Source organism: Peribacillus sp. FSL K6-1552, assembly GCF_038005205.1.
GTDB lineage: Bacteria > Bacillota > Bacilli > Bacillales > DSM-1321 > Peribacillus > Peribacillus butanolivorans.
The window spans coordinates 5,368,522-5,388,025 of sequence record NZ_JBBOST010000001.1 but is presented as its reverse complement, the minus strand read 5'-3'; the positions used below and the strand labels follow the sequence as shown (position 1 = coordinate 5,388,025).

Annotated in this window: 18 protein-coding genes and 1 riboswitch; of the genes, 10 read left to right on the top strand and 8 right to left on the bottom strand. The window is 40.1% G+C overall.

The window, feature by feature from the left end; translation table 11 throughout:
• Nucleotides 1-87: 87 nt before the first annotated feature.
• Entirely contained in the window at nt 88-1,770 is a 1,683-nt protein-coding gene (locus NST21_RS25950) for a glycoside hydrolase family 13 protein (protein WP_340892082.1), read from the top strand.
• 80 nt (nt 1,771-1,850) lie between these two features.
• On the opposite strand, the gene NST21_RS25945 is transcribed toward NST21_RS25950, so the two are convergent.
• The 5 genes from NST21_RS25945 to NST21_RS25925 form a co-directional block, all read right to left on the bottom strand.
• Nucleotides 1,851-2,696, bottom strand: a complete 846-nt coding sequence (locus NST21_RS25945) for an RNA-guided endonuclease TnpB family protein (RefSeq protein ID WP_340892081.1) — start codon at nt 2,694-2,696, stop codon at nt 1,851-1,853.
• A 205-nt stretch (nt 2,697-2,901) separates the two neighbouring features.
• A complete protein-coding gene (locus NST21_RS25940) occupies nt 2,902-4,353 on the bottom strand; it encodes an amino acid permease (protein ID WP_053348665.1) in 1,452 nt (483 codons plus the stop codon).
• Nucleotides 4,354-4,449: 96 nt separating this feature from the next.
• A riboswitch (Lysine riboswitch) is annotated at nt 4,450-4,630 on the bottom strand.
• 279 nt (nt 4,631-4,909) lie between these two features.
• Nucleotides 4,910-5,872, bottom strand: coding sequence for a LacI family DNA-binding transcriptional regulator (locus NST21_RS25935; protein ID WP_340892080.1), 963 nt, complete (start codon nt 5,870-5,872; stop codon nt 4,910-4,912).
• Nucleotides 5,873-6,137: 265 nt separating this feature from the next.
• The gene (locus NST21_RS25930; RefSeq protein ID WP_340892079.1) at nt 6,138-6,440 is read right to left on the bottom strand and encodes a hypothetical protein; all 303 of its coding nucleotides are present in this window, start codon (nt 6,438-6,440) and stop codon (nt 6,138-6,140) included.
• A complete protein-coding gene (locus NST21_RS25925) occupies nt 6,440-6,640 on the bottom strand; it encodes a helix-turn-helix transcriptional regulator (protein WP_340892078.1) in 201 nt (66 codons plus the stop codon). Before NST21_RS25925 ends, NST21_RS25930 begins: the two co-directional genes overlap by 1 nt.
• A 285-nt stretch (nt 6,641-6,925) precedes the next feature.
• Here NST21_RS25925 and NST21_RS25920 point away from each other — a divergent pair, with 285 nt between their 5' ends.
• The 5 genes from NST21_RS25920 (at nt 6,926) to rodA (ending at nt 11,749) form a co-directional block, all read left to right on the top strand.
• Nucleotides 6,926-7,849 (top strand): metal ABC transporter solute-binding protein, Zn/Mn family, encoded by a 924-nt coding sequence (locus tag NST21_RS25920; RefSeq protein WP_340892077.1) that lies wholly within the window; start codon nt 6,926-6,928, stop codon nt 7,847-7,849.
• 12 nt (nt 7,850-7,861) lie between these two features.
• Nucleotides 7,862-8,617 carry a metal ABC transporter ATP-binding protein gene (locus NST21_RS25915; protein WP_056524634.1) on the top strand — a complete coding sequence of 252 codons (756 nt, stop codon included), beginning with the start codon at nt 7,862-7,864 and terminating at the stop codon, nt 8,615-8,617.
• Nucleotides 8,618-8,624: 7 nt separating this feature from the next.
• Nucleotides 8,625-9,551: a metal ABC transporter permease gene (locus NST21_RS25910; RefSeq protein ID WP_053348671.1), complete on the top strand. Its 927-nt coding sequence runs from the start codon at nt 8,625-8,627 to the stop codon at nt 9,549-9,551.
• On the top strand, nt 9,548-10,429 hold the full coding sequence (locus tag NST21_RS25905; protein ID WP_340892076.1) for a metal ABC transporter permease: 882 nt from the start codon (nt 9,548-9,550) through the stop codon (nt 10,427-10,429). The genes NST21_RS25910 and NST21_RS25905 overlap by 4 nt, the downstream gene beginning before the upstream one ends.
• Before the next feature lie 147 nt (nt 10,430-10,576).
• Complete coding sequence (gene rodA / locus NST21_RS25900) at nt 10,577-11,749, top strand: rod shape-determining protein RodA (RefSeq protein ID WP_340892074.1); 1,173 nt, start codon at nt 10,577-10,579, stop codon at nt 11,747-11,749.
• Between the two features lie 122 nt (nt 11,750-11,871).
• Here rodA and NST21_RS25895 read toward each other — a convergent pair whose 3' ends face one another.
• Complete coding sequence (locus tag NST21_RS25895) at nt 11,872-12,207, bottom strand: spore coat protein (protein ID WP_053348674.1); 336 nt, start codon at nt 12,205-12,207, stop codon at nt 11,872-11,874.
• Between the two features lie 12 nt (nt 12,208-12,219).
• Nucleotides 12,220-12,498, bottom strand: a complete 279-nt coding sequence (locus NST21_RS25890; RefSeq protein WP_340892073.1) for a hypothetical protein — start codon at nt 12,496-12,498, stop codon at nt 12,220-12,222.
• A 156-nt stretch (nt 12,499-12,654) separates the two neighbouring features.
• On the opposite strand from NST21_RS25890, the gene NST21_RS25885 reads away from it, so the two are divergent.
• Entirely contained in the window at nt 12,655-13,572 is a 918-nt protein-coding gene (locus NST21_RS25885) for a proline dehydrogenase (RefSeq protein ID WP_340892072.1), read from the top strand.
• 49 nt (nt 13,573-13,621) lie between these two features.
• On the opposite strand, the gene NST21_RS25880 is transcribed toward NST21_RS25885, so the two are convergent.
• Nucleotides 13,622-13,753, bottom strand: a complete 132-nt coding sequence (locus NST21_RS25880; RefSeq protein ID WP_082527532.1) for a YuzL family protein — start codon at nt 13,751-13,753, stop codon at nt 13,622-13,624.
• A 210-nt stretch (nt 13,754-13,963) separates the two neighbouring features.
• On the opposite strand from NST21_RS25880, the gene NST21_RS25875 reads away from it, so the two are divergent.
• The 3 genes from NST21_RS25875 to NST21_RS25865 all read left to right on the top strand — a co-directional run bounded on the left by NST21_RS25875 (nt 13,964) and on the right by NST21_RS25865 (nt 19,466).
• A complete protein-coding gene (locus NST21_RS25875) occupies nt 13,964-16,348 on the top strand; it encodes a 3-hydroxyacyl-CoA dehydrogenase/enoyl-CoA hydratase family protein (protein WP_340892071.1) in 2,385 nt (794 codons plus the stop codon).
• A gap of 79 nt (nt 16,349-16,427) precedes the next feature.
• The gene (locus NST21_RS25870; RefSeq protein WP_340892070.1) at nt 16,428-17,606 is read left to right on the top strand and encodes an acetyl-CoA C-acetyltransferase; all 1,179 of its coding nucleotides are present in this window, start codon (nt 16,428-16,430) and stop codon (nt 17,604-17,606) included.
• A gap of 72 nt (nt 17,607-17,678) precedes the next feature.
• The gene (locus tag NST21_RS25865; RefSeq protein WP_340892069.1) at nt 17,679-19,466 is read left to right on the top strand and encodes an acyl-CoA dehydrogenase family protein; all 1,788 of its coding nucleotides are present in this window, start codon (nt 17,679-17,681) and stop codon (nt 19,464-19,466) included.
• Nucleotides 19,467-19,504 lie beyond the last annotated feature (38 nt).

Sequence of the window (19,504 nt, the reverse complement as noted above, 5' to 3'; positions counted from 1 at the left end):
CGAGAATATTCTGAAGTTTTGCTCTTTATAATAGGTGTATTGATGTAAACATTTATGTCAATTTGCTTAATGAAGGGTGTGGAGGAAATGGACAAAACATGGTGGAAAGAGGCGGTTGTGTATCAGGTGTATCCCAGGAGTTTTATGGATAGCGATGGAGACGGGATAGGGGACCTGAAAGGAATATTGATGAGACTTGATTATTTACAGGAGCTGGGTGTAGATGTGATATGGCTTTCTCCGGTTTACCAATCTCCCAATGATGATAACGGTTATGATATTAGTGATTATCGTTCGATTATGACTGAGTTTGGGACAATGAGTGATTTTGACCGATTATTGAAGGCAGTTCATGAACGTGGAATGAAAATCATGATGGATCTTGTGGTCAATCATACGTCAGATGAACATTCATGGTTCAAGGAATCCCGGTCTTCTAAAGATAATCCGAAGAGGGATTACTATATTTGGAGACCTGGGAAGAATGGAAAGGAGCCAAATAACTGGGAATCCATATTCAAAGGTTCGGCGTGGAAATATGATGAGGCAACGGATGAATATTATTTGCATTTATTCAGTAAAAAACAGCCGGATTTAAATTGGGAACATCCTGAGCTTCGTGAAGAAATTTATAGCATGATGAAATGGTGGCTGGATAAGGGAGTCGATGGCTTCCGAATGGATGTTATTAACTTCCTTTCGAAAGATCAGCGATATTTGGACGGGGATGTCCGGTATGGGAAACAGCATGGTGATGGAAGTCCATTTTTCATGAATGGTCCGCGCATTCATGAGTTTTTGCAGGAAATCAATCAGCGAGTGCTTTCTGGTTATAACTTGATAACGGTTGGTGAAATGCCTGGTGTATCACCTGATGAAGCTCAATTGTTCACAGGGAAAGAACGTGGTGAGCTACATATGGTCTTTCAATTTGAACATATGGATTTGGGGGGAGGACCAGAAGGGAAATGGAGTAACAAAAAGTGGGAATTGAGTGACTTAAAGCGGATTCTTTCCAAGTGGCAGATTGGTTTAGAGGAGGATGGTTGGAACAGTTTATACTGGAATAACCATGATCAACCGAGAATTGTTTCAAGGTTCGGAGATGATGGGAAGTATCGGGTAGAAAGCGCAAAAATGCTTGCTGTTTGTCTGCATATGCTTCAGGGAACGCCCTATATTTATCAAGGCGAAGAACTGGGTATGACCAACGTTTGCTTTGAAAGAATAGATGAATACCGCGATATTGAAACGCAGAATTCTTATGAGGAACTTGTGAATTCGTGTGGATGGACAGAAGAGCGGATGCTGGAAGCCATTTACGCGCGCAGTCGAGATAATGCGAGGACACCTGTTCAGTGGAATGACTCAAGAAACGCGGGGTTTACAGCGGGAACTCCTTGGATCGGCGTAAATTCTAATTATCCGGAGATCAATGCAGAAAAAGCCTATAACGATCCGAATTCCATCTTTCATTTTTATAAAAAGCTTATTCAATTACGAAAAAGACATGAAATCGTCGTTTATGGCCGTTACGAACTACTATGGCCTGATGATGAACAAATATTTGCTTATACGAGAACACTTGATGAAGAAAAGCTGCTGGTGTTATGTAATTTCAAAGACTATGAAGCTTCCTATTCCATACCTGAAGGGTTAGATACAATGTCTGCTACACTGTTAATCGGCAATTATGAACAACTGCCGATTGAGGAAATTTCCGTTAAACCTCTGCGACCGTTTGAATGCCGTGTTTATCATTTGAATTGAACTCCCCCCCACTTATCGACCTTACGGTCTGATTGAAGTGGGGGATTCCTAAGAACATTAGCCTATCGGCCAATTTTTAATTAGGCTATTCCCGTAGTTCCTACGGTTAGAAGCCTTATGGCTTCATTCATTAGATTGAGTCCTGCGTTAATATCTCGATCGTGGTGAGTAGAACAAAAAGGACAATCCCATTCACGAAGATTCAGATGTTTAACGTCTTTATTTTGGTAACCGCAGCTAGAACACAATTGGCTAGAAGCAAACGTTTTAGATACGGTCACGATTTGTTTACCATACCATTTTGCTTTGTATTCCAACATTTTTTTGAATTGGTACCAAGATACTTCACTAATAGCTTTAGCTAGTTTGTGATTTTTCATCATATTCGACACTTGCAAGTCTTCCATTCCAATAACATCGTGGTTTTTGATGATCCGCCCTTCGACTTCGCGGCTTTTAGCAAAACGGACTAGACCGAGTTTTGGCAATTTGATTTTGTTTCCAATCATTCCGATATTTCCATTCGTATGTTTAGTCGTGTAGGACTGGATAGGATTCTTTTTCGATTTGAAGCGTGGTGACTTGTTTTGCTTTTTATAATATCGACTATAGGAATCTGCTAAATTTTCCACCGATTTCTGTAAGGCAATACTGTCTACTTCTTTCAGGAAAGAATACTCTTTCTTTAAAGCTGGAAGTTCTTTGATTGTTGCGTATTTATTCTGAAAAGAACCTTTCCATTCATTAGAGGATAATTGGCCGTTCTGCTTCATTTCTTCACAAATATACCAGTAGGCATCTTTCTCCTTTTGTTTGCCTAAAAAGAAGTTATAGACAAAACGGGAGCAGCCGATCGTTTTATTGATTAGAACTAGTTGTTCTTTAGTTGGATAGATTCGAAATTTATAAGCTTTGTTTACGACCATTGGTTTCACCCCCTTATAGTTATCATTAATCACCGAACGTATGTTTGTCAAAAGATTACTTTGGCTTATGCCAAACCGCCATTCATCTCCCCCTTATCGTTGGGCTCTCGCCCTTCACACGCTTGAAGAGGGAGTCTTCCGGTGGGAAATGATAAAAAAAGGACCTGATTCCTCTTGAAGAAGAAATCAGGTCCTTTTAAAACGCTTATTTTACTTTAAAATCACATTCCTCAAGTGGAACGATTTTAGTTTTATACTTAATTTTATAGCCGAACCATAGGACGAAGAAAAAGATCAGGCCAATGTAAGAAACAAACATCGAATTCCAATCAATCCCGCTGCTGCTGAAAGCTTGGTAGCCTTGTCCAATGATAATGAAAATACATAAGACGAGCGCGAAAATCGGTCCAGTTGGGAATCCTTTAGCAAGGTATGGTAAAGCATTCAAATCAAGACCTTGAGCTACATAGGCTTTGCGGAATCGATAGTGAGCAATCGCAATTCCAACCCATGTGACAAATCCAGCCATACCTGAAGCATTTAATAACCAGATATAAACAACACCGTCTCCAAAAAATGAAGCTAAGAAAGCAAGGCAACCGACTAAAGAAGTCGCGATAAGAGCATTCACTGGTACCCCTCTTTTATCGAGCTTGCCAAGGAATTTCGGAGCTTTTCCGTCGCGGGCCAAATCCCATAGCATACGAGTTGAAGCATACATGCCGGAGTTACCAGCAGAGAGCACAGATGACAATATAACTGCGTTCATGACCGATGCCGCAAACGCAAGACCTGCGCGTTCAAATACAAGTGTAAATGGACTGACGGCAACATCTTCGCTTAATAAACGTGCATCTGTGAACGGAATAATCATTCCAATTACAAAAATCGCAAGGATATAGAATAAAAGGATGCGCCAAAAAACGGACTTGATCGCTTTAGGGATATTTTTCTCCGGATTCTCACTTTCACCGGCTGTAACTCCAAGTAATTCTGTTCCTTGGAAAGAGAAGCCTGCTGCCATGAATACTCCTAGAATTGTGAAGAAGCCTCCGTTAAATGGACCTTCTCCCATGGTGAAATTAGAAAAACCAATTGGGTCATTTCCGCCAAGGATTCCGAAAATCATTAAAAATCCAGTGATTAAGAAAATGATAACGGTCACGATCTTGATTAAAGCAAACCAGAATTCAGCTTCGCCAAATCCTTTAACAGACATATAGTTAAAAAGAAACATAATAATTAACGCAACGGCACTCCAAATTATGGACGAGCTGTCCGGGAACCAGAACTTCATAATCAGGACAACGGCAGCCAGTTCAGCTGCAATTGTGATGGCCCAGTTATACCAATAGTTCCAGCCAATCGCGAAGCCGAAAGACGGGTCGACGAATTTGGATGCGTAGACACGGAACGAACCGGCTACTGGCATGAATGCTGCCATTTCTGCAAGACTTGTCATTAAGTAATAAACCATGAAGCCAATGGCTGCGTATGCTGCCAAAGCACCTCCAGGCCCAGCCGTATGGATGGCACCGCCACTTGCTAAAAATAAACCTGTTCCAATCGTTCCACCTAATGAAATCATCATTAAGTGACGTGCTTTCAGGCTCCTTTTCAACTCAGTGGGATTTGATGTTGCTTGTGAATTTGACAATTGATGTTACACTCCTTTTTATTGGAAGGGAACGATATATAAAAAAACAGCAGTCGAAAAAGATCGACGGCTGTTTATAATAAACCCGTTTATCCTTCCGAAGATAGCTCCCCACGTTAAAAAAACGTGACAGTGGTGTTCCTATTCGGTAACACCGCCAGCCTAGATATACAAGGAACATATCTAAACTTCGGCAACTTATCCTTTCAAACGGAGTCGTCAATTTTCCTGAATCTCGTCCGTTCTACTTTTATAAGCCGCAGCCTCTAACTCATCGGTAAATGAGGAAGTATTCAATTTTCTTATACTAAATATATAAATCGTTGCGTCAACTTCTAGTCAACCTATACGATTTCAGTATAAAGTTCATACAATTACTTCAATGTCAGCAGGTCATTGAGTAAACTTTACTATATTAAAATTATAAAATAATCTTATAGATAGCGCAATGATTATTTTTCAAGGTTATTTTTTCCTGGTTTTTAAATGTATCACTTGAATTTGATGTTTAATTGTTTGTCATTTAAACATCATTTATTCTGATAATTATGATAATTCAAATAGTTTTTCGTTTCATTAGAGTATAATCTAATTTTACATGTCTGATAACTTCGGGATTTTCAAATAGATCAACAGCCATTTTGCCAATCCAATCAAGCGGTAAGGAAACGGTTGTGATATCGAGCATCTCACTGAGGCTATCATTATTAAAACCTAGAATGGCCACGTCTTCTGGTACTTTCATTCCGAATTTGTTGGCAGTAAGAATGAATCCGACAGCGGTGTCATCATTAGTAATGATGATAGCCTCTGGTTTATCTATCATACAATTCCAATCTTGGAACAATTTTTCACCATCTTTGATGTGATAACTGCCTTCAAACAGCCATTCTTTTTTATTTAAAAGATGATACTTATTCATAATATCGTTAAACGCCTTTGTACGAAGGGAGCTGTTTCTGCTCTTTTTTCGCCCGAGGCTGTATCCAATTTTCTTATATCCTTTAGCAACTACGTATTCAAGTGCAGAGGAAAAAGCGGCATAGTGATCAATGCTTATGGACGATAATTCAGCCTGGGCTGTATCTTCACATAAGATAATTGGTCCATATTTTTGATATTCCAAGAGGACTTTCATTTCTGAAATTCTTGAACAAACGATAATGCCATCGAGTTGCTTCATTTGTAACATATTCAATGCCTGAATTTCTTTTTCTCTTTCATATTGTGTTTGAAAGATGACTATATGATAGCCGATAGCATTGGCTTGTTTTGTAATTCCTTGCACGATTGCTCCGTAATAGGGGTGATTGGTGAAGGGAATGATGACGCCGATTAGATTCGTTTTGCCTTTTGAAAGATGAATGGCGTTGATATTTCTCGAATAGTTTAATTGGTCAATGGCCTGTAAAACACTCTTTCTTTTTTCAGGACTAACATATGGATGATTATTCATTACGCGAGACACTGTGGAGACGGACACACCTGCATATTGAGCAATTTCTTTAATATTTGTCATAGGATCACCGTTTTTTCTTTTTTTTTATTGTATCGTATGAAACCCATTTCAGAGCAAGAGGCGAGAATAAGAGAACTAAAGATTTCTTTATTCAGGGCCTTGTTCTGGTATGGGTTTCATCCTTTAAGATTGAAAAAAGTCTTAGAGGAGGAGATTAGGATGGTCCAAACTTTACTCTGTCTGATCGTACTATGCGGTATCGAAATGGGATTAGCTTACTTCGCAGTATATTTGAAGTCGGAAAAATGAATGGAAAGTTGACGGCTTATAACTTCGCTTGATAATAAAGAACGAAGATCGCCCATGAGCCCAGATGAATGAACAATAGAATGCCAAGGACAGCTGCAACAGAGAGCTTCACTCCAAAAAGCAATAACAAGAAAAAAAAGCACGTCCCAATAAGTGGGAAAAACCAACTGGATGCCCGTGCTCTAGTTCGGATGAGGTCAAATCGTTCATCTAATCCCCGTTGCTTGGCGGCGGCACGGCGTCCCCACCATAATCCAGTCAGTCCGCAAATAATCCCAAGCGTGATTCCTAAAAAGGCCCCCCAGTTAAAATCCTCCATCACAACTTCTCCTCAAATATAAATATATCTTCAATGGCCAGTTGAAACACTTTCGCTAGCTTGTAAGCAAGCTTGATGGAAGGGTCGAATCTTCCTGTTTCTATAGAAATAATCGTCTGTCGGGACACGCCTGTAAGTTCGGACAGCTTTTCTTGTGTAAGTTGATGCGCTTTGCGTAGTTCCCGAATGTTATTTTTCAAATTCTTAAACTCCTTTCAGAAATGTAAAGCTAGCTTTACGTAAAGTATACTTTACAAATTGAAAATGTGTAAATGATTTTCATTCGACAAAATCCTATGATAAAGAATAGTGGTCAAAGATAAAAATGTTGCACTTTTTTAGTGAATTTGTGTATAGTATAAAATAAGTTGTGTACGGGAAACTTTTTAGCATCTACGACAATGTGATAAACAGAAAAAAAATTTTGCGCTAAATTTTGCGCTTGGTAAACATTTTTAGAAAGATGAAAAAGGGAGGGAATATGGATGGGATTTCTAAAAACTATTGGTGGCGTACTTGCTGCTGTGATCATTTTAGCGGGATGCGGAAATGATACGACTGAACAAGGTAAAGGCAATAGCAAGTTAAATGTCGTCGCAACAACGGGGATGATTGGGGATTTGGTTGAGAATATCGGCGGTAAACATGTGGAGGTCACTAGTTTAATGGGACCGGGAGTCGATCCCCATCTTTATAAGGCAACACAGGGTGATGTAAAGACACTGGATTCAGCTGACATGATTTTTTATAACGGCGTGCACCTTGAAGGGAAAATGACGGATATCTTTGAAATGATGAGTAAGGATAAACCGACGATTGCGGTAACGGAGGATTTCAAGGAGGAACAACTTCGTAAAGTAAGTGCAACGGAACATGATCCGCATGTTTGGTTTGATGTAAAGCTCTGGATGGTTGCAGCGGAAGCGGTAAAGAAAGAGTTAATTGCCAATGATCCTGACCATGAAGCAAGTTATCTAAAAAATTATGAAGCTTATGTTCTGCAGTTAAAGGAACTTGATAAATATGTACAGGGTGAAATAAATAAAATACCAGAAGATCAGCGAGTGCTCGTTACGGCACATGATGCATTTGGATATTACGGCAAGTCATATGGATTGGAAGTAAGAGGGCTACAGGGGATTAATACGCTATCGGAATATGGGTCAAAAGATGTGACTGATATGCGGAATTATCTTGTGAAGAATAAAATTAAAGCAATATTCATAGAGTCTAGCGTGCCAAGGAAGGCTATTGAGGCGGTTATTCAAGGAGCTGAAAAGCAAGGTCACAAAGTGAAAATCGGTGGTGAACTATTCTCGGATGCGATGGGGGAAAAAGGCACTGAAGAAGGAACATATATCGGTATGGTCCGTCATAATACAGATACCATTGTTAATGCTTTGAAATAAGGGGGAGAAAGAATGTATCAGGCAGCTCTGAAGGTAGAAAATTTAACGATAGCTTATCATAAAAAACCGGTTGTCGAAGATGTCTCATTTGAGGTGCCGGAAGGGAATCTAATCGGTATCATAGGTCCAAATGGAGCGGGGAAATCCACATTAATAAAGGGGATACTCGAGCTGATTCCTAAACTATCCGGGGAAGTCACAATCAGTGGATCTTCCTATAAATCGATGAGGAAGAGTATAGGCTATGTACCACAGAGGGAGTCAGTAGATTGGGATTTTCCAACCAATGCGCTCGATGTCGTGATGATGGGCAGGTATGGTCACCTGGGCTGGTTAAAGCGACCAGGAAAGGCTGAAAGACATAAGGCAATGGAATGCTTGGATAAAGTGGGGATGGTTGAATACGCTAACCGCCAGATAAGCCAGCTCTCAGGCGGGCAGCAGCAACGGATTTTTCTAGCTCGTGCTTTAGCACAAGAAGCGGATATTTATTTTATGGATGAACCATTTGTAGGGGTAGATGCAGCAACAGAGAAAGCGATCATTCAATTGCTGATGGAATTGAAGGAAAAAGGCAAGACAGTTCTTGTTGTGCACCATGATTTATCAACAGTAAAGGAATATTTTGATTGGACGATGCTGTTGAATAAAAAGGTTATGAAAATTGGACCGACAAAAGAGGTATTTATCCCCGAATACTTACAGGAAACATACGGGGGCCGCTTAGCGATATTATCAGATGCACAGTCCGGTCTATTATTAAAATGAGGTGTACATGATGAATTTACTGGATATTATTAATGATCCGAATACACGGTGGATTCTGCTTGGCACGATGTTCCTCGGATTAAGCAGTGGAGTCATCGGCAGTTTTGCCTACCTCAGAAAGCAGTCTTTGCTTGGTGACACGCTCGCACATGCGGCATTGCCAGGAATTTGCGTTGCCTTTATATTAACTGGGGTGAAATCTACTTCCTTCTTTCTAATAGGAGCAGCCTTGGCTGGTTTAGTGGCAGTTTTTCTAATCAGCGTACTTACGAGGTACAGTAAGATCAAGCAAGATGCTGCACTCGGAATTGTGTTATCTTCATTTTTTGGTTTTGGAATTGTGTTACTTACGCAAATCCAGCAGAGTGAATATGGAAACCAGAGCGGATTGGATACATTTCTATTTGGGCAGACTGCATCAATGGTCATGTCGGATGTCTATATGATGATGACTGTTTCCTTTATACTCATCTTCACTTGTACCGTGTTTTTTAAGGAATTTAAATTACTGTCCTTCGACCCGGGATTTGCTAAGGGAATAGGTTTACCGGTTGTTTTTCTAGACTATTTCATTATGATGCTGATCGTGGCGGCCGTGGTCATCGGTATTCAAGCAGTAGGAGTTGTATTGATGGCATCATTACTCATTACTCCGGCTGTTTCTGCTAGGTACTGGACAGAGCGGCTGCATATCATGGTTATCCTGTCTGGAATATTCGGTATGCTGAGCGGTGTATCAGGTACGTTAATCAGTACATCGGTCAATAATTTGCCGACAGGTCCATTAATTGTCTTGTCCGCGACGGTATGGTTTTTCTTTTCCATGCTTTTTGCTCCTAAACGTGGGGTTCTTTCAACTGTATGGAGAAGGCTATCAACGAAAAAGAAATATTCACTCGAGCAGGATAAAAGGAAAGGGAGCCATCCATTATGAATGATTTTTGGATTATCTTAGTCGGGGCACTAGTTGCGGGCTCTTGCAGTGTATTAGGTTGCTTTTTGATAGTCAGAAAAATGACATTGATTGGGGATGCGATCAGTCATTCCGTTTTACCTGGAATCGTATTGGCATTTTTAATAACAGGGACACGTGACTCGGTTCCAATGCTGATTGGGGCAGCAGCACTAGGGTTACTTACAGTATTCTTAATCCAGCTTTTTCAATCTTCAGGCGTTCAGTCTGACGCAGCAATCGGCATTGTGTTTACCTCTCTTTTTGCAACAGGGATTGTACTAGTGAGTTTGTATACGCAACAAATCGATTTTGACCTGGAGCATGTCCTGTATGGAGAAATTGCCTATACTCCATGGAATACGATAACAATTAACGGATTCGAGGCGGGACCAAAAGCTGTTTGGATTGTTGGCAGTTGTTTTATTCTCAATCTTATTCTGATTTTCCTTTTCTTCAAACAGTTTAAGCTTGTTTCCTTTGATCCATCACTTGCGGCTGCGATGGGAATTCCAGTTTTGTTCTTTCATTATTTACTGATGAGCCTTATTTCGCTAACGACGGTAGCCGCCTTTGATAGTGTAGGTTCAATTTTGGTAGTCGGGATGCTCATTATACCAGCGGCAACAGCCTATTTGCTGTCAGACCGTTTAAGTCGGATGATTTTGGTCAGTATCGGGGTTGGAATACTCAGTTCTATTATCGGTTACTTTTCAGCTACCGTTTTAGATGCCTCGATATCGGGATGCATGGTAGGTGCAGCTGCTCTGTTATTCGGATTGGCATTTCTTTTTTCTCCAAGCCATGGATTAGTCAGTAGATTTTTGAAACGTAGAAGCGCAATGGAATCACATTCTTAGTATCTCCAACCAACAGGCTGCATGCTAATAACTACATGCAGCCTGTAATCTATTCTGCGATATAGTTGTGATTTTATTTGTTTAAAGTATAATGAATAAGTGTATTAAAAGATGTATCGCAGGAGCCTTTTTAAGGGAGAGTTAAGTATGGAAGAACAAAATAAATTTTCATCACGAATAGATTTTTCTTTGGTCACAATATTGCTGTTGTTATGTATAGGAAGTTGCTTAGCAATCTATAGTGCCCAAACGACTGGACAGTACGCTGAAAACTTCTTAATTAAACAAATTTTTTGGTATATAGTAGGAATTGGAATCGTATTAGGGTTTATTACTCTAGATTCAGATCAGTTGAAAAAGATATCCTGGTATGCGTATGGTTTCGGGTTGTTCTTGCTTTTGTTGCTGATCCTTATGCCGGATAGCATCGTACCTAATATAAATGGTGCAAGAAGCTGGTTCAAAATTCCGGGAGTCGGTTCGATTCAGCCATCGGAATTCATGAAGGTTTTCCTGATCCTGGCTTTAGCAAATGTTATATCAAACCATCATCTCAAAAACACGCTGAAAACGATTCAAACGGATCTATGGTTGCTTGTTAAAATCGGTCTTGTGACGGGTGCTCCGCTTTTGTTAATCATGCAACAGCCGGATTTAGGAACCGCGCTTGTCATAATGTCGATTATGCTTGGAATGGTTTTTATATCAGGGATTTCATGGAAAATATTGCTTCCGATAGTTTCAGGAGGACTTGTTGTCGCTTCTACGATTCTATATTTTGTACTTTGGAAGCCAGAACTTCTGGAAAAATACTTGGGAGTGAAATCCTATCAATTCGGCCGCATCTATTCCTGGCTGGATCCTTATAATTATGCGAGCGCCGAAGGATACCACTTGACTAAATCTCTGCTAGCAATCGGCTCTGGTCAGACCACAGGAAAGGGAATTGGGTCGAGAGAAGTGTATTTACCTGAGAGCCATTCTGATTTCATCTTCAGTATAATCGGAGAAGAATTTGGTTTCATCGGATCAAGTATCATCATCTCCTTGTTCTTCCTTTTGATCTACCATATAACAAAAACGGGAATGGAAACGAGAAATAACTTCTATACATATATTTGTGTTGGTGTTATCAGCATGTTAACGTTTCATGTTTTTCAGAACATCGGAATGACGGTAGGCCTTTTACCGATTACGGGGATTCCACTTCCATTTATCAGTTATGGAGGAAGCTCGCTAATGGGGAATATGATGGCCATGGGCCTAATATTCAGCATCAGGTATCACTATAAAAAGTATATGTTTTCAACGGATATCTAAATATAGAGCCGGCCCACGCTTTGCTGTGGGCCGGCTCTTTTAAATGAAGTTGTTGCCACAGCTATTGAGAAAACAAACAAAAGGAACTGAATTATGGTGCATTTCAGCTCATATATATGTGCTTATTGAATGTTTGATCCGTATGGGAATTGGTTTTTATAGCCCGAAAACTGTTGATAGGTTTGGCTTAAGCTATTGGGTTGAGCCTTTTCTAAACTATACCAGCCTTTTTCGAACATAAGGTTATAAAGCTCACGTTGCATCTCCTGATTTTCTTTCGAAACTGAGAAAATGTCCTGGAATAACGCATGGTTACTCATTTCATGTAGGGCAACAGATAAAGAGTTACAGAAGTACTTCTCTGTTGCAAGCATATCATTAATAAAATCCCGATCATTCATTTGTGGTGTCTTTGCCACAGGAGACTCTGGATTTTGGACTTTGTTTTGGTTGGGCATCAAGAACCCTCCTTACTGGAATTGTTGTTGACTCTGATATTGGTTTGGATTTAAATGATTCAGAATGGTATCGTAATGGCGCTGATGCATTATTCCACAGCGGTTTAACGCATCAATAATTTGTGGATCTTTACATTGAGCCGCAAAAAAATGTGCCTTTTTAATCGCAATCAGGTTCCATGCAAGCATATCAGATAAGTATAAACTGTCTTTTACAGAAACCATATCCGGCGGTTGTTTCATGAAGCCGGTGGACTGTTGTTGGCTGTTAAATGAATTTTGTTGTTCCATCAGTCTACCTCCTTAAGTGTTATCTAAACGACTTTAATTTTCCCATTAACAATTTTTTTATTCTTGATGTTTGGATATCTGGAATTTGAATTAAATGGTAAAATATTCTTATGAAATACATCTATTTTCCGAAGAAAAGATACGGAGGGAATGCAGATGGAACAAATATTAAGAAATCTATTTCTTTTTCTATCCAAGAACAAGAATATGACAAAGGCAGCGAAAAAATATGGATTGCGGTTTGGGGCATCCCGCTTTGTGGCTGGAGAATCGTTGGATATGGCAGCTGCAGCTATCGCAGATTTAAATCGAAAAGGGCTGTCTGTAACCATCGATTATTTAGGTGAATTCATTGATATTGAACAAGAAGCAAATGAGATGGCAGATCAGTGTATAGAGGCCATTCGAATGATTTCTAGAAAAAATCTGGATTCACAGTTATCTTTGAAATTGACGTCGATGGGCATGGATATATCGGAACAAGTCGTAATGAATAATATGAGAAGAATATTAGAAGAAGCCAAAACCCATAGGGTGTTCGTTACACTTGATATGGAAGATTTTCCACGCTGTCAGCCGACTTTGGATGTATTCAAAAACTTAAAGGCTGAATATAATGAATTGGGGACGGTCATACAAGCTTATCTTTATCGGACAGAGAAAGACATTGAGGAGTTGAATGCATACAACCCGAATCTAAGACTTGTCAAAGGGGCTTACAAAGAGCCTCGGGAAATAGCATTTCCAGAGAAAATTGATGTCGATGATAATTTTAAAAAGATCATTAAGAAGCATCTGCTGAATGGAAATTACACAGCTGTTGCCACCCATGACGATAAAATTATTGATTATACGAAGAGCTTAGTCAAAGAGCAAGGGATCTCTCATGATCAATTTGAATTTCAAATGTTATTCGGCATACGTAATGATAAGCAGCTTGAACTTGTAAAAGAAGGATATAAGGTAAGAGTGTATGTTCCATATGGTACGGATTGGTACGGATATTTCATGCGCCGCCTTGCAGAGAGGCCAGCCAATATTGCTTTCGTTTTAAAGGGACTATTTAAAAAATAGCTAAATCGAGAGCCGGCCCGGATAAGGGACGGCTGCTCTAATTACGACTTTATTTTTTGTACTGATTGTTCTGGCTGTTTACTTTATTTATCCCATGTTGACGCTCATTACCAGGGCCGGCATTGCCTTTAACGCTTGCGGCACTCACAGCTCTATTAGAAGGATTATTTTTACGCTTCATTGTATAAGTCACCTCCTGACGTTATTGTCTACTAAAAAGAGGAGAATTAATCAAAGGTAATATGATAAAAAAAATTATTTTTTTCCAGTTTTATCATTGCGGAATTTCCAATTATATTCTATATTAGTAATAAGAAAAAATATTCAAAATTTTTTTGAATTAAAAATGAATGAGCATTCATTCAATACATTGTGTAAGGGGGATATAAACTTGGTTCGACAAATACGAAAGGCTGCTGTTCTAGGGTCAGGAGTTATGGGATCAGGGATTGCTGCACACCTTGCTAACATCGGCATTCCGACTTTATTATTGGACATTGTACCTCGTGAACTTACAGAGGATGAAAAGAAAAAAGGACTTACATTAGAAAATAAACAAGTACGTAACCGCATCAGCCAAACTGCGATTACTAAACTTTTAAAGCAAAAACCAGCTCCGCTTTCAGCTAAAGGAAATCTTGCGTTGATTGAAGCCGGGAACCTGGAAGATGATATAAGTCGTTTAAAAGACGTCGATTGGGTCATTGAAGTAGTCGTTGAGAGACTTGAAGTGAAGCAAAGTGTATTTGCTCAGGTTGATCAACATCGTAAACCTGGAAGCATCATTTCTTCCAATACATCTGGAATTTCAATTGAAGCTATGGCAGAGGGCCGCTCAGAGGATTTCCAAAAGCACTTCTTGGGAACTCACTTTTTCAATCCGCCGCGCTATCTTAAATTGTTAGAAATCATTCCCACTAAAGAAACATCTCCAGAAGTGCTCGAGTACATGAAACAATTCGGCGAAGATGTACTGGGTAAAGGTGTTGTCGAAGCAAAGGATACACCAAACTTTATTGCAAACCGCATCGGTACTTATGGTTTGCTAGTTACCCTTCGTGAAATGCAAAAAGGCGGATACAGCGTTGGTGAAGTGGACTCGGTAACTGGTCCATTAATCGGAAGAGCGACAAGCGCGACATTCCGGACGCTTGATGTAGTTGGATTGGATACTTTTGCACATGTTGCTAAAAATGTATTTGACCAGGTGGAAGGGGAAGAAAAAGCAGTTTTCCAAATACCGGATTTCATGAATAGGATGCTTGAAAACGGCTGGCTTGGAAGCAAGTCCGGACAAGGATTTTTTGTGAAAAAGGGTAAGGAGATCTTTGAGCTGAATCCTGAAACTCTTGAATATGAAGCCCGTAAAAAATTAAAAACACCTTCTATTGAAATGGCTAAACAGGCCAAGGGTCTAGCCAACAAAATGAAAGCGCTTGTTTATAGTGATGACCGAGCTGGTGAATTACTTTGGAATGTGTTAAATCCGGCTCTTGTGTATTCTGCACAACTCCTTGGGAATATTGCCGATGATATTGTGGCAATCGATCAAGCAATGAAATGGGGCTTCGGCTGGTCTATGGGACCTTTCGAAACGTGGGATGCGATTGGTGTTGAAAAATCAGTAGCACGTTTAGAACAAGAAGGAGTTACTGTTCCTCAATGGGTGAAGGATATGCTGGCAAAAGGTATCACTTCTTTTTATAAAGAAGAAAATGGCATAGTTTTCTACTATGATAATGGAGAATATAAAGAACTTCTTGAAAACCCTAAGGTGATTAACCTTAAAGCAATCAAGAAGCAAAAAGGCGTAATCAAGAAAAACAGCGGTGCAAGTCTGATTGATATTGGTGATGGAGTGGCTCTTCTTGAATTCACTTCACCAAATAATGCAATAGGTCTTGATATCATGCAAATGATCAATGCCGCAGTCGATGAAGCAGAAGCTAATTATAAAGGTCTGGTGATCGGAAACCAAGGCAAAAACTTCTGTGTAGGTGCTAATATTGCCATGATGTTGATGGAAGCACAAGATGACAATATTTCGGAATTGGATATGGTTATCAGCCAATTCCAAAAGGCAATGCTTAAGATTAAGTACAGTGCTGTACCTGTTGTTGTAGCGCCATTTAATATGACACTTGGCGGCGGTGCGGAAGTATCTCTTCCTGCTGCACGTATCCAAGCAACGACAGAAACATATATGGGTCTTGTAGAAGCTGGTGTTGGATTGATTCCAGGCGGTGGCGGAACAAAAGAACTTTATGTAAAAACGCTGAAGAATATGCCAAAGGGCGTCGCCTTTGATTTGCAGAAAGTGGCTAATCAAGTATTTGAAACAGTCGCGATGGCAAAAGTTTCGACTTCTGCTGAAGAAGCAGGCGGGAATAACTTCCTTAATTCTTCTGATGGAATAAGTGTGAACGCAGATCATCAATTATATGATGCGAAGCAGGCAGTCATCTCCATGTATAACCAAGGGTATACAGCTCCTGTTCGTACAAAAATTCCTGTGGTCGGTGAAACAGGTTATGCCACACTTCTTTTAGGGGCAGAATCCATGCGCCTTTCCGGCTTCCTATCTGATCATGACCTTGTCATAGCTAAAGAGCTTGCATATGTCCTGGCCGGAGGAAAACTTCCATACGGTACAGAAGTAGATGAGCAGTATATCTTGAACCTAGAGAAACAAGCTTTCCTAAAATTAATTTCTACTCCGAAATCTCAGCAAAGAATGCAGCATATGCTTGTTAAAGGGAAACCACTTCGAAACTAATGGATAAGTGAAAATACGGTCAGATTGCAAATGAAGGTTAATAGATTGATAGCTTAAAAATGAAGTAAGGGGGATCCTCATGAAAGAAGCGGTAATAGTAGCTGGAGCAAGGACTCCGGTAGGAAGAGCAAAAAAAGGTTCTCTTGCTAACGTTCGACCAGATGATTTAGGGGCTCTTGTTGTAAAGGAAACGTTAAAGCGTGCTGGAAATTATGAAGGTTCTATTGATGATTTAATTATCGGTTGTGCAATGCCTGAGGCGGAGCAAGGGCTGAATATGGCGAGAAATATTGGTGCGTTAGCAGGATTGTCTTACACAGTACCAGCTATAACAATTAATCGTTACTGTTCAAGCGGATTACAAAGTATTGCTTATGGAGCGGAAAGAATCATGCTCGGCCAAAGTGATACGGTCATTGCAGGTGGAGCAGAGTCCATGAGTCTTTTGCCAATGATGGGACATGTAACCCGTCCGAACGCACAACTTGCGGAAACAGCTCCAGAATACTATATGGGAATGGGTCACACAGCTGAAGCCGTTGCAAAAAAATACGGTATTTCGCGTGAAGAACAGGATGCATTTGCTGTGCGCAGTCATCAAAGGGCTGCTAAGGCCATTGCTGAAGGAAAGTTTTCAGATGAAATCGTTCCAGTTGATGTAACCATTCGCTCAGTAGGTCCGGATCTTAAATTACAGGAAAAGTCATTCCAGTTTGCACAGGATGAAGGCGTTCGTGAAGGCACAACATTTGAAGTGCTTAAGAAATTAAGACCAGCATTCTCTGTGACAGGATCCGTTACAGCAGGAAATTCATCACAAACGAGTGATGGAGCTGCTGCGGTTATGGTCATGGATGGAGAAAAAGCTTCTTCAATAGGGCTGAAGCCACTTGGTAAGTTCCGTTCCTTTGCCGTAGCAGGGGTACCACCGGAAATTATGGGAATTGGTCCGATCGCTGCGATTCCAAAAGCTTTGAAACTAGCAGGTCTTGAGCTTTCTGATATTGGTTTATTTGAATTGAATGAAGCCTTTGCTTCTCAATCCATTCAAATCATTCGTGAGCTGGGTTTGAATGAAGAGATTGTCAATGTCAATGGTGGAGCTATTGCCCTGGGCCATCCACTAGGATGTTCCGGTACTAAATTAACATTAAGCCTACTTCATGAAATGAAGCGCAGAAACCAACAATTCGGAGTCGTTACAATGTGTATCGGTGGCGGTATGGGTGCTGCTGGAGTATTTGAATTATTAGCGTAATTCCATCTCGTTCGAAGGTTTATCAACAATTCCGGCGGGCTTAAGATAATTAATCATTTAGGAGGAAATAACATGTCCAATCAAACAACAGATAACCTCATAAAAGGCGGCGCCTTTTTAGTAGAAGATATTACGTATAATCAAGTGTTTACACCAGAAGATTATTCTGATGAGCATAAAATGATTGCCAAAACTTCTGAAGATTTCGTAGTGAATGAAGTTCTTCCGCAAGTTGAGCATTTAGAGAATCATGAATTCGACCGTTCTGTAAAATTACTGAAGCATGCAGGGGATATCGGCTTACTTGGTGCTGACGTTCCTGAAGAATATAACGGGCTTGGTCTTGATAAAATTAGCTCGGCAATAATTACAGAAAAAATGGCGCTTGCAGGTGGGTTCGGAATCACTCACGGTGCACACGTAGGGATTGGATCTTTGCCAATCGTATTATTTGGAAATGAAGAACAAAAGAAAAAATACCTTCCATTACTAGCAACGGGCGAAAAAATTGCTGCTTATGCTTTAACTGAACCTAGCTCAGGATCTGATGCATTGGGTGCAAAAACGACAGCGAAATTAAATGCAGAAGGTACTCACTACGTTTTAAACGGTGAAAAACAATGGATTACCAATGCAGGTTTTGCGGATGTGTTCTGTGTATATGCTAAAATCGACGGCGAACAATTCTCTGCCTTTATTGTAGAGCGTGAATATCAAGGTGTATCTACGGGCGCTGAAGAAAAGAAAATGGGTATAAAAAGTTCATCTACACGTACTTTAATCCTGGAAGACGTACATGTTCCAGTTGAAAACCTTCTTGGCGTAGCTGGAAAAGGGCATGTTATTGCTTTCAATATCTTGAATATTGGCCGCTATAAATTGGGTGTTGGCGCAGTCGGCGGTTCTAAACGCGCTCTTGAAATTACTGCTGCTTATACAAATCAACGTCAGCAGTTCAAAACGAAAATTTCTGACTTTAACTTGACGAAAGAAAAGCTTGCAACGATGGCTTCTAAAATTTATGCAGCAGAAAGCTCTGTATACCGTACCGTCGGTCTTTATGATCAAAGACAAAGCAAGCTGACTGATGAGCAAGTGAAAGATGGAAAATCAATGGCGGCAGCGATCGCTGAATATGCAATTGAGTGTTCTTTGAATAAATTCTTCGCTTCTGAAGTATTGGATTACGTAACAGATGAAGGCGTACAGCTTCATGGTGGTTATGGTTTCATGCAGGAATATGAAATTGAAAAAGCATACCGTGACTCTCGTATTAACCGGATTTTCGAAGGCACAAATGAAATCAACCGTTTGCTTGTTCCGGGAACATTCCTGAAAAAAGCACTTAAAGGAGAACTTCCTCTTCTACAAAAAGCACAAGGACTGCAAGAGGAATTAATGATGATGATGCCTGAAGAGCCTAGCGATGAGCCATTGGCACAAGAAAAAATGCTGGTTAGAAATGCTAAGAAAATCGGTATTTTGGCAGCAGGTCTTGCAGCACAGAAATACGGCAAGAAACTTGATCAAGAACAAGAAATCTTATCTAACATTGCTGATATCGCATCCCTTGCATACGCTGCTGAATCTGTGGTTTTACGTACAGAAAAAGCAATTGCGACTACAGGCTTAGAAAAGAATAAACAAAAAGTACTGTACACTGAAATTTTCGTTCAAGAAGCGTTCAATGAAATAGAACAGCATGCAAAAGAAACGTTAATTGCCGTTGAAACAGGCGATACTCTTCGCATTATGCTTTCTTCACTTCGCAAGTTGACTAGACACAACCCAATCAATGTCATTACGAAAAAACGAGAAGCTTCTGTTAAGGTAATCGAAACTGAAAAATACGCACTATAATCAAAGTTCAACCTTTAAAGGGAATTCCCGTAATCGGG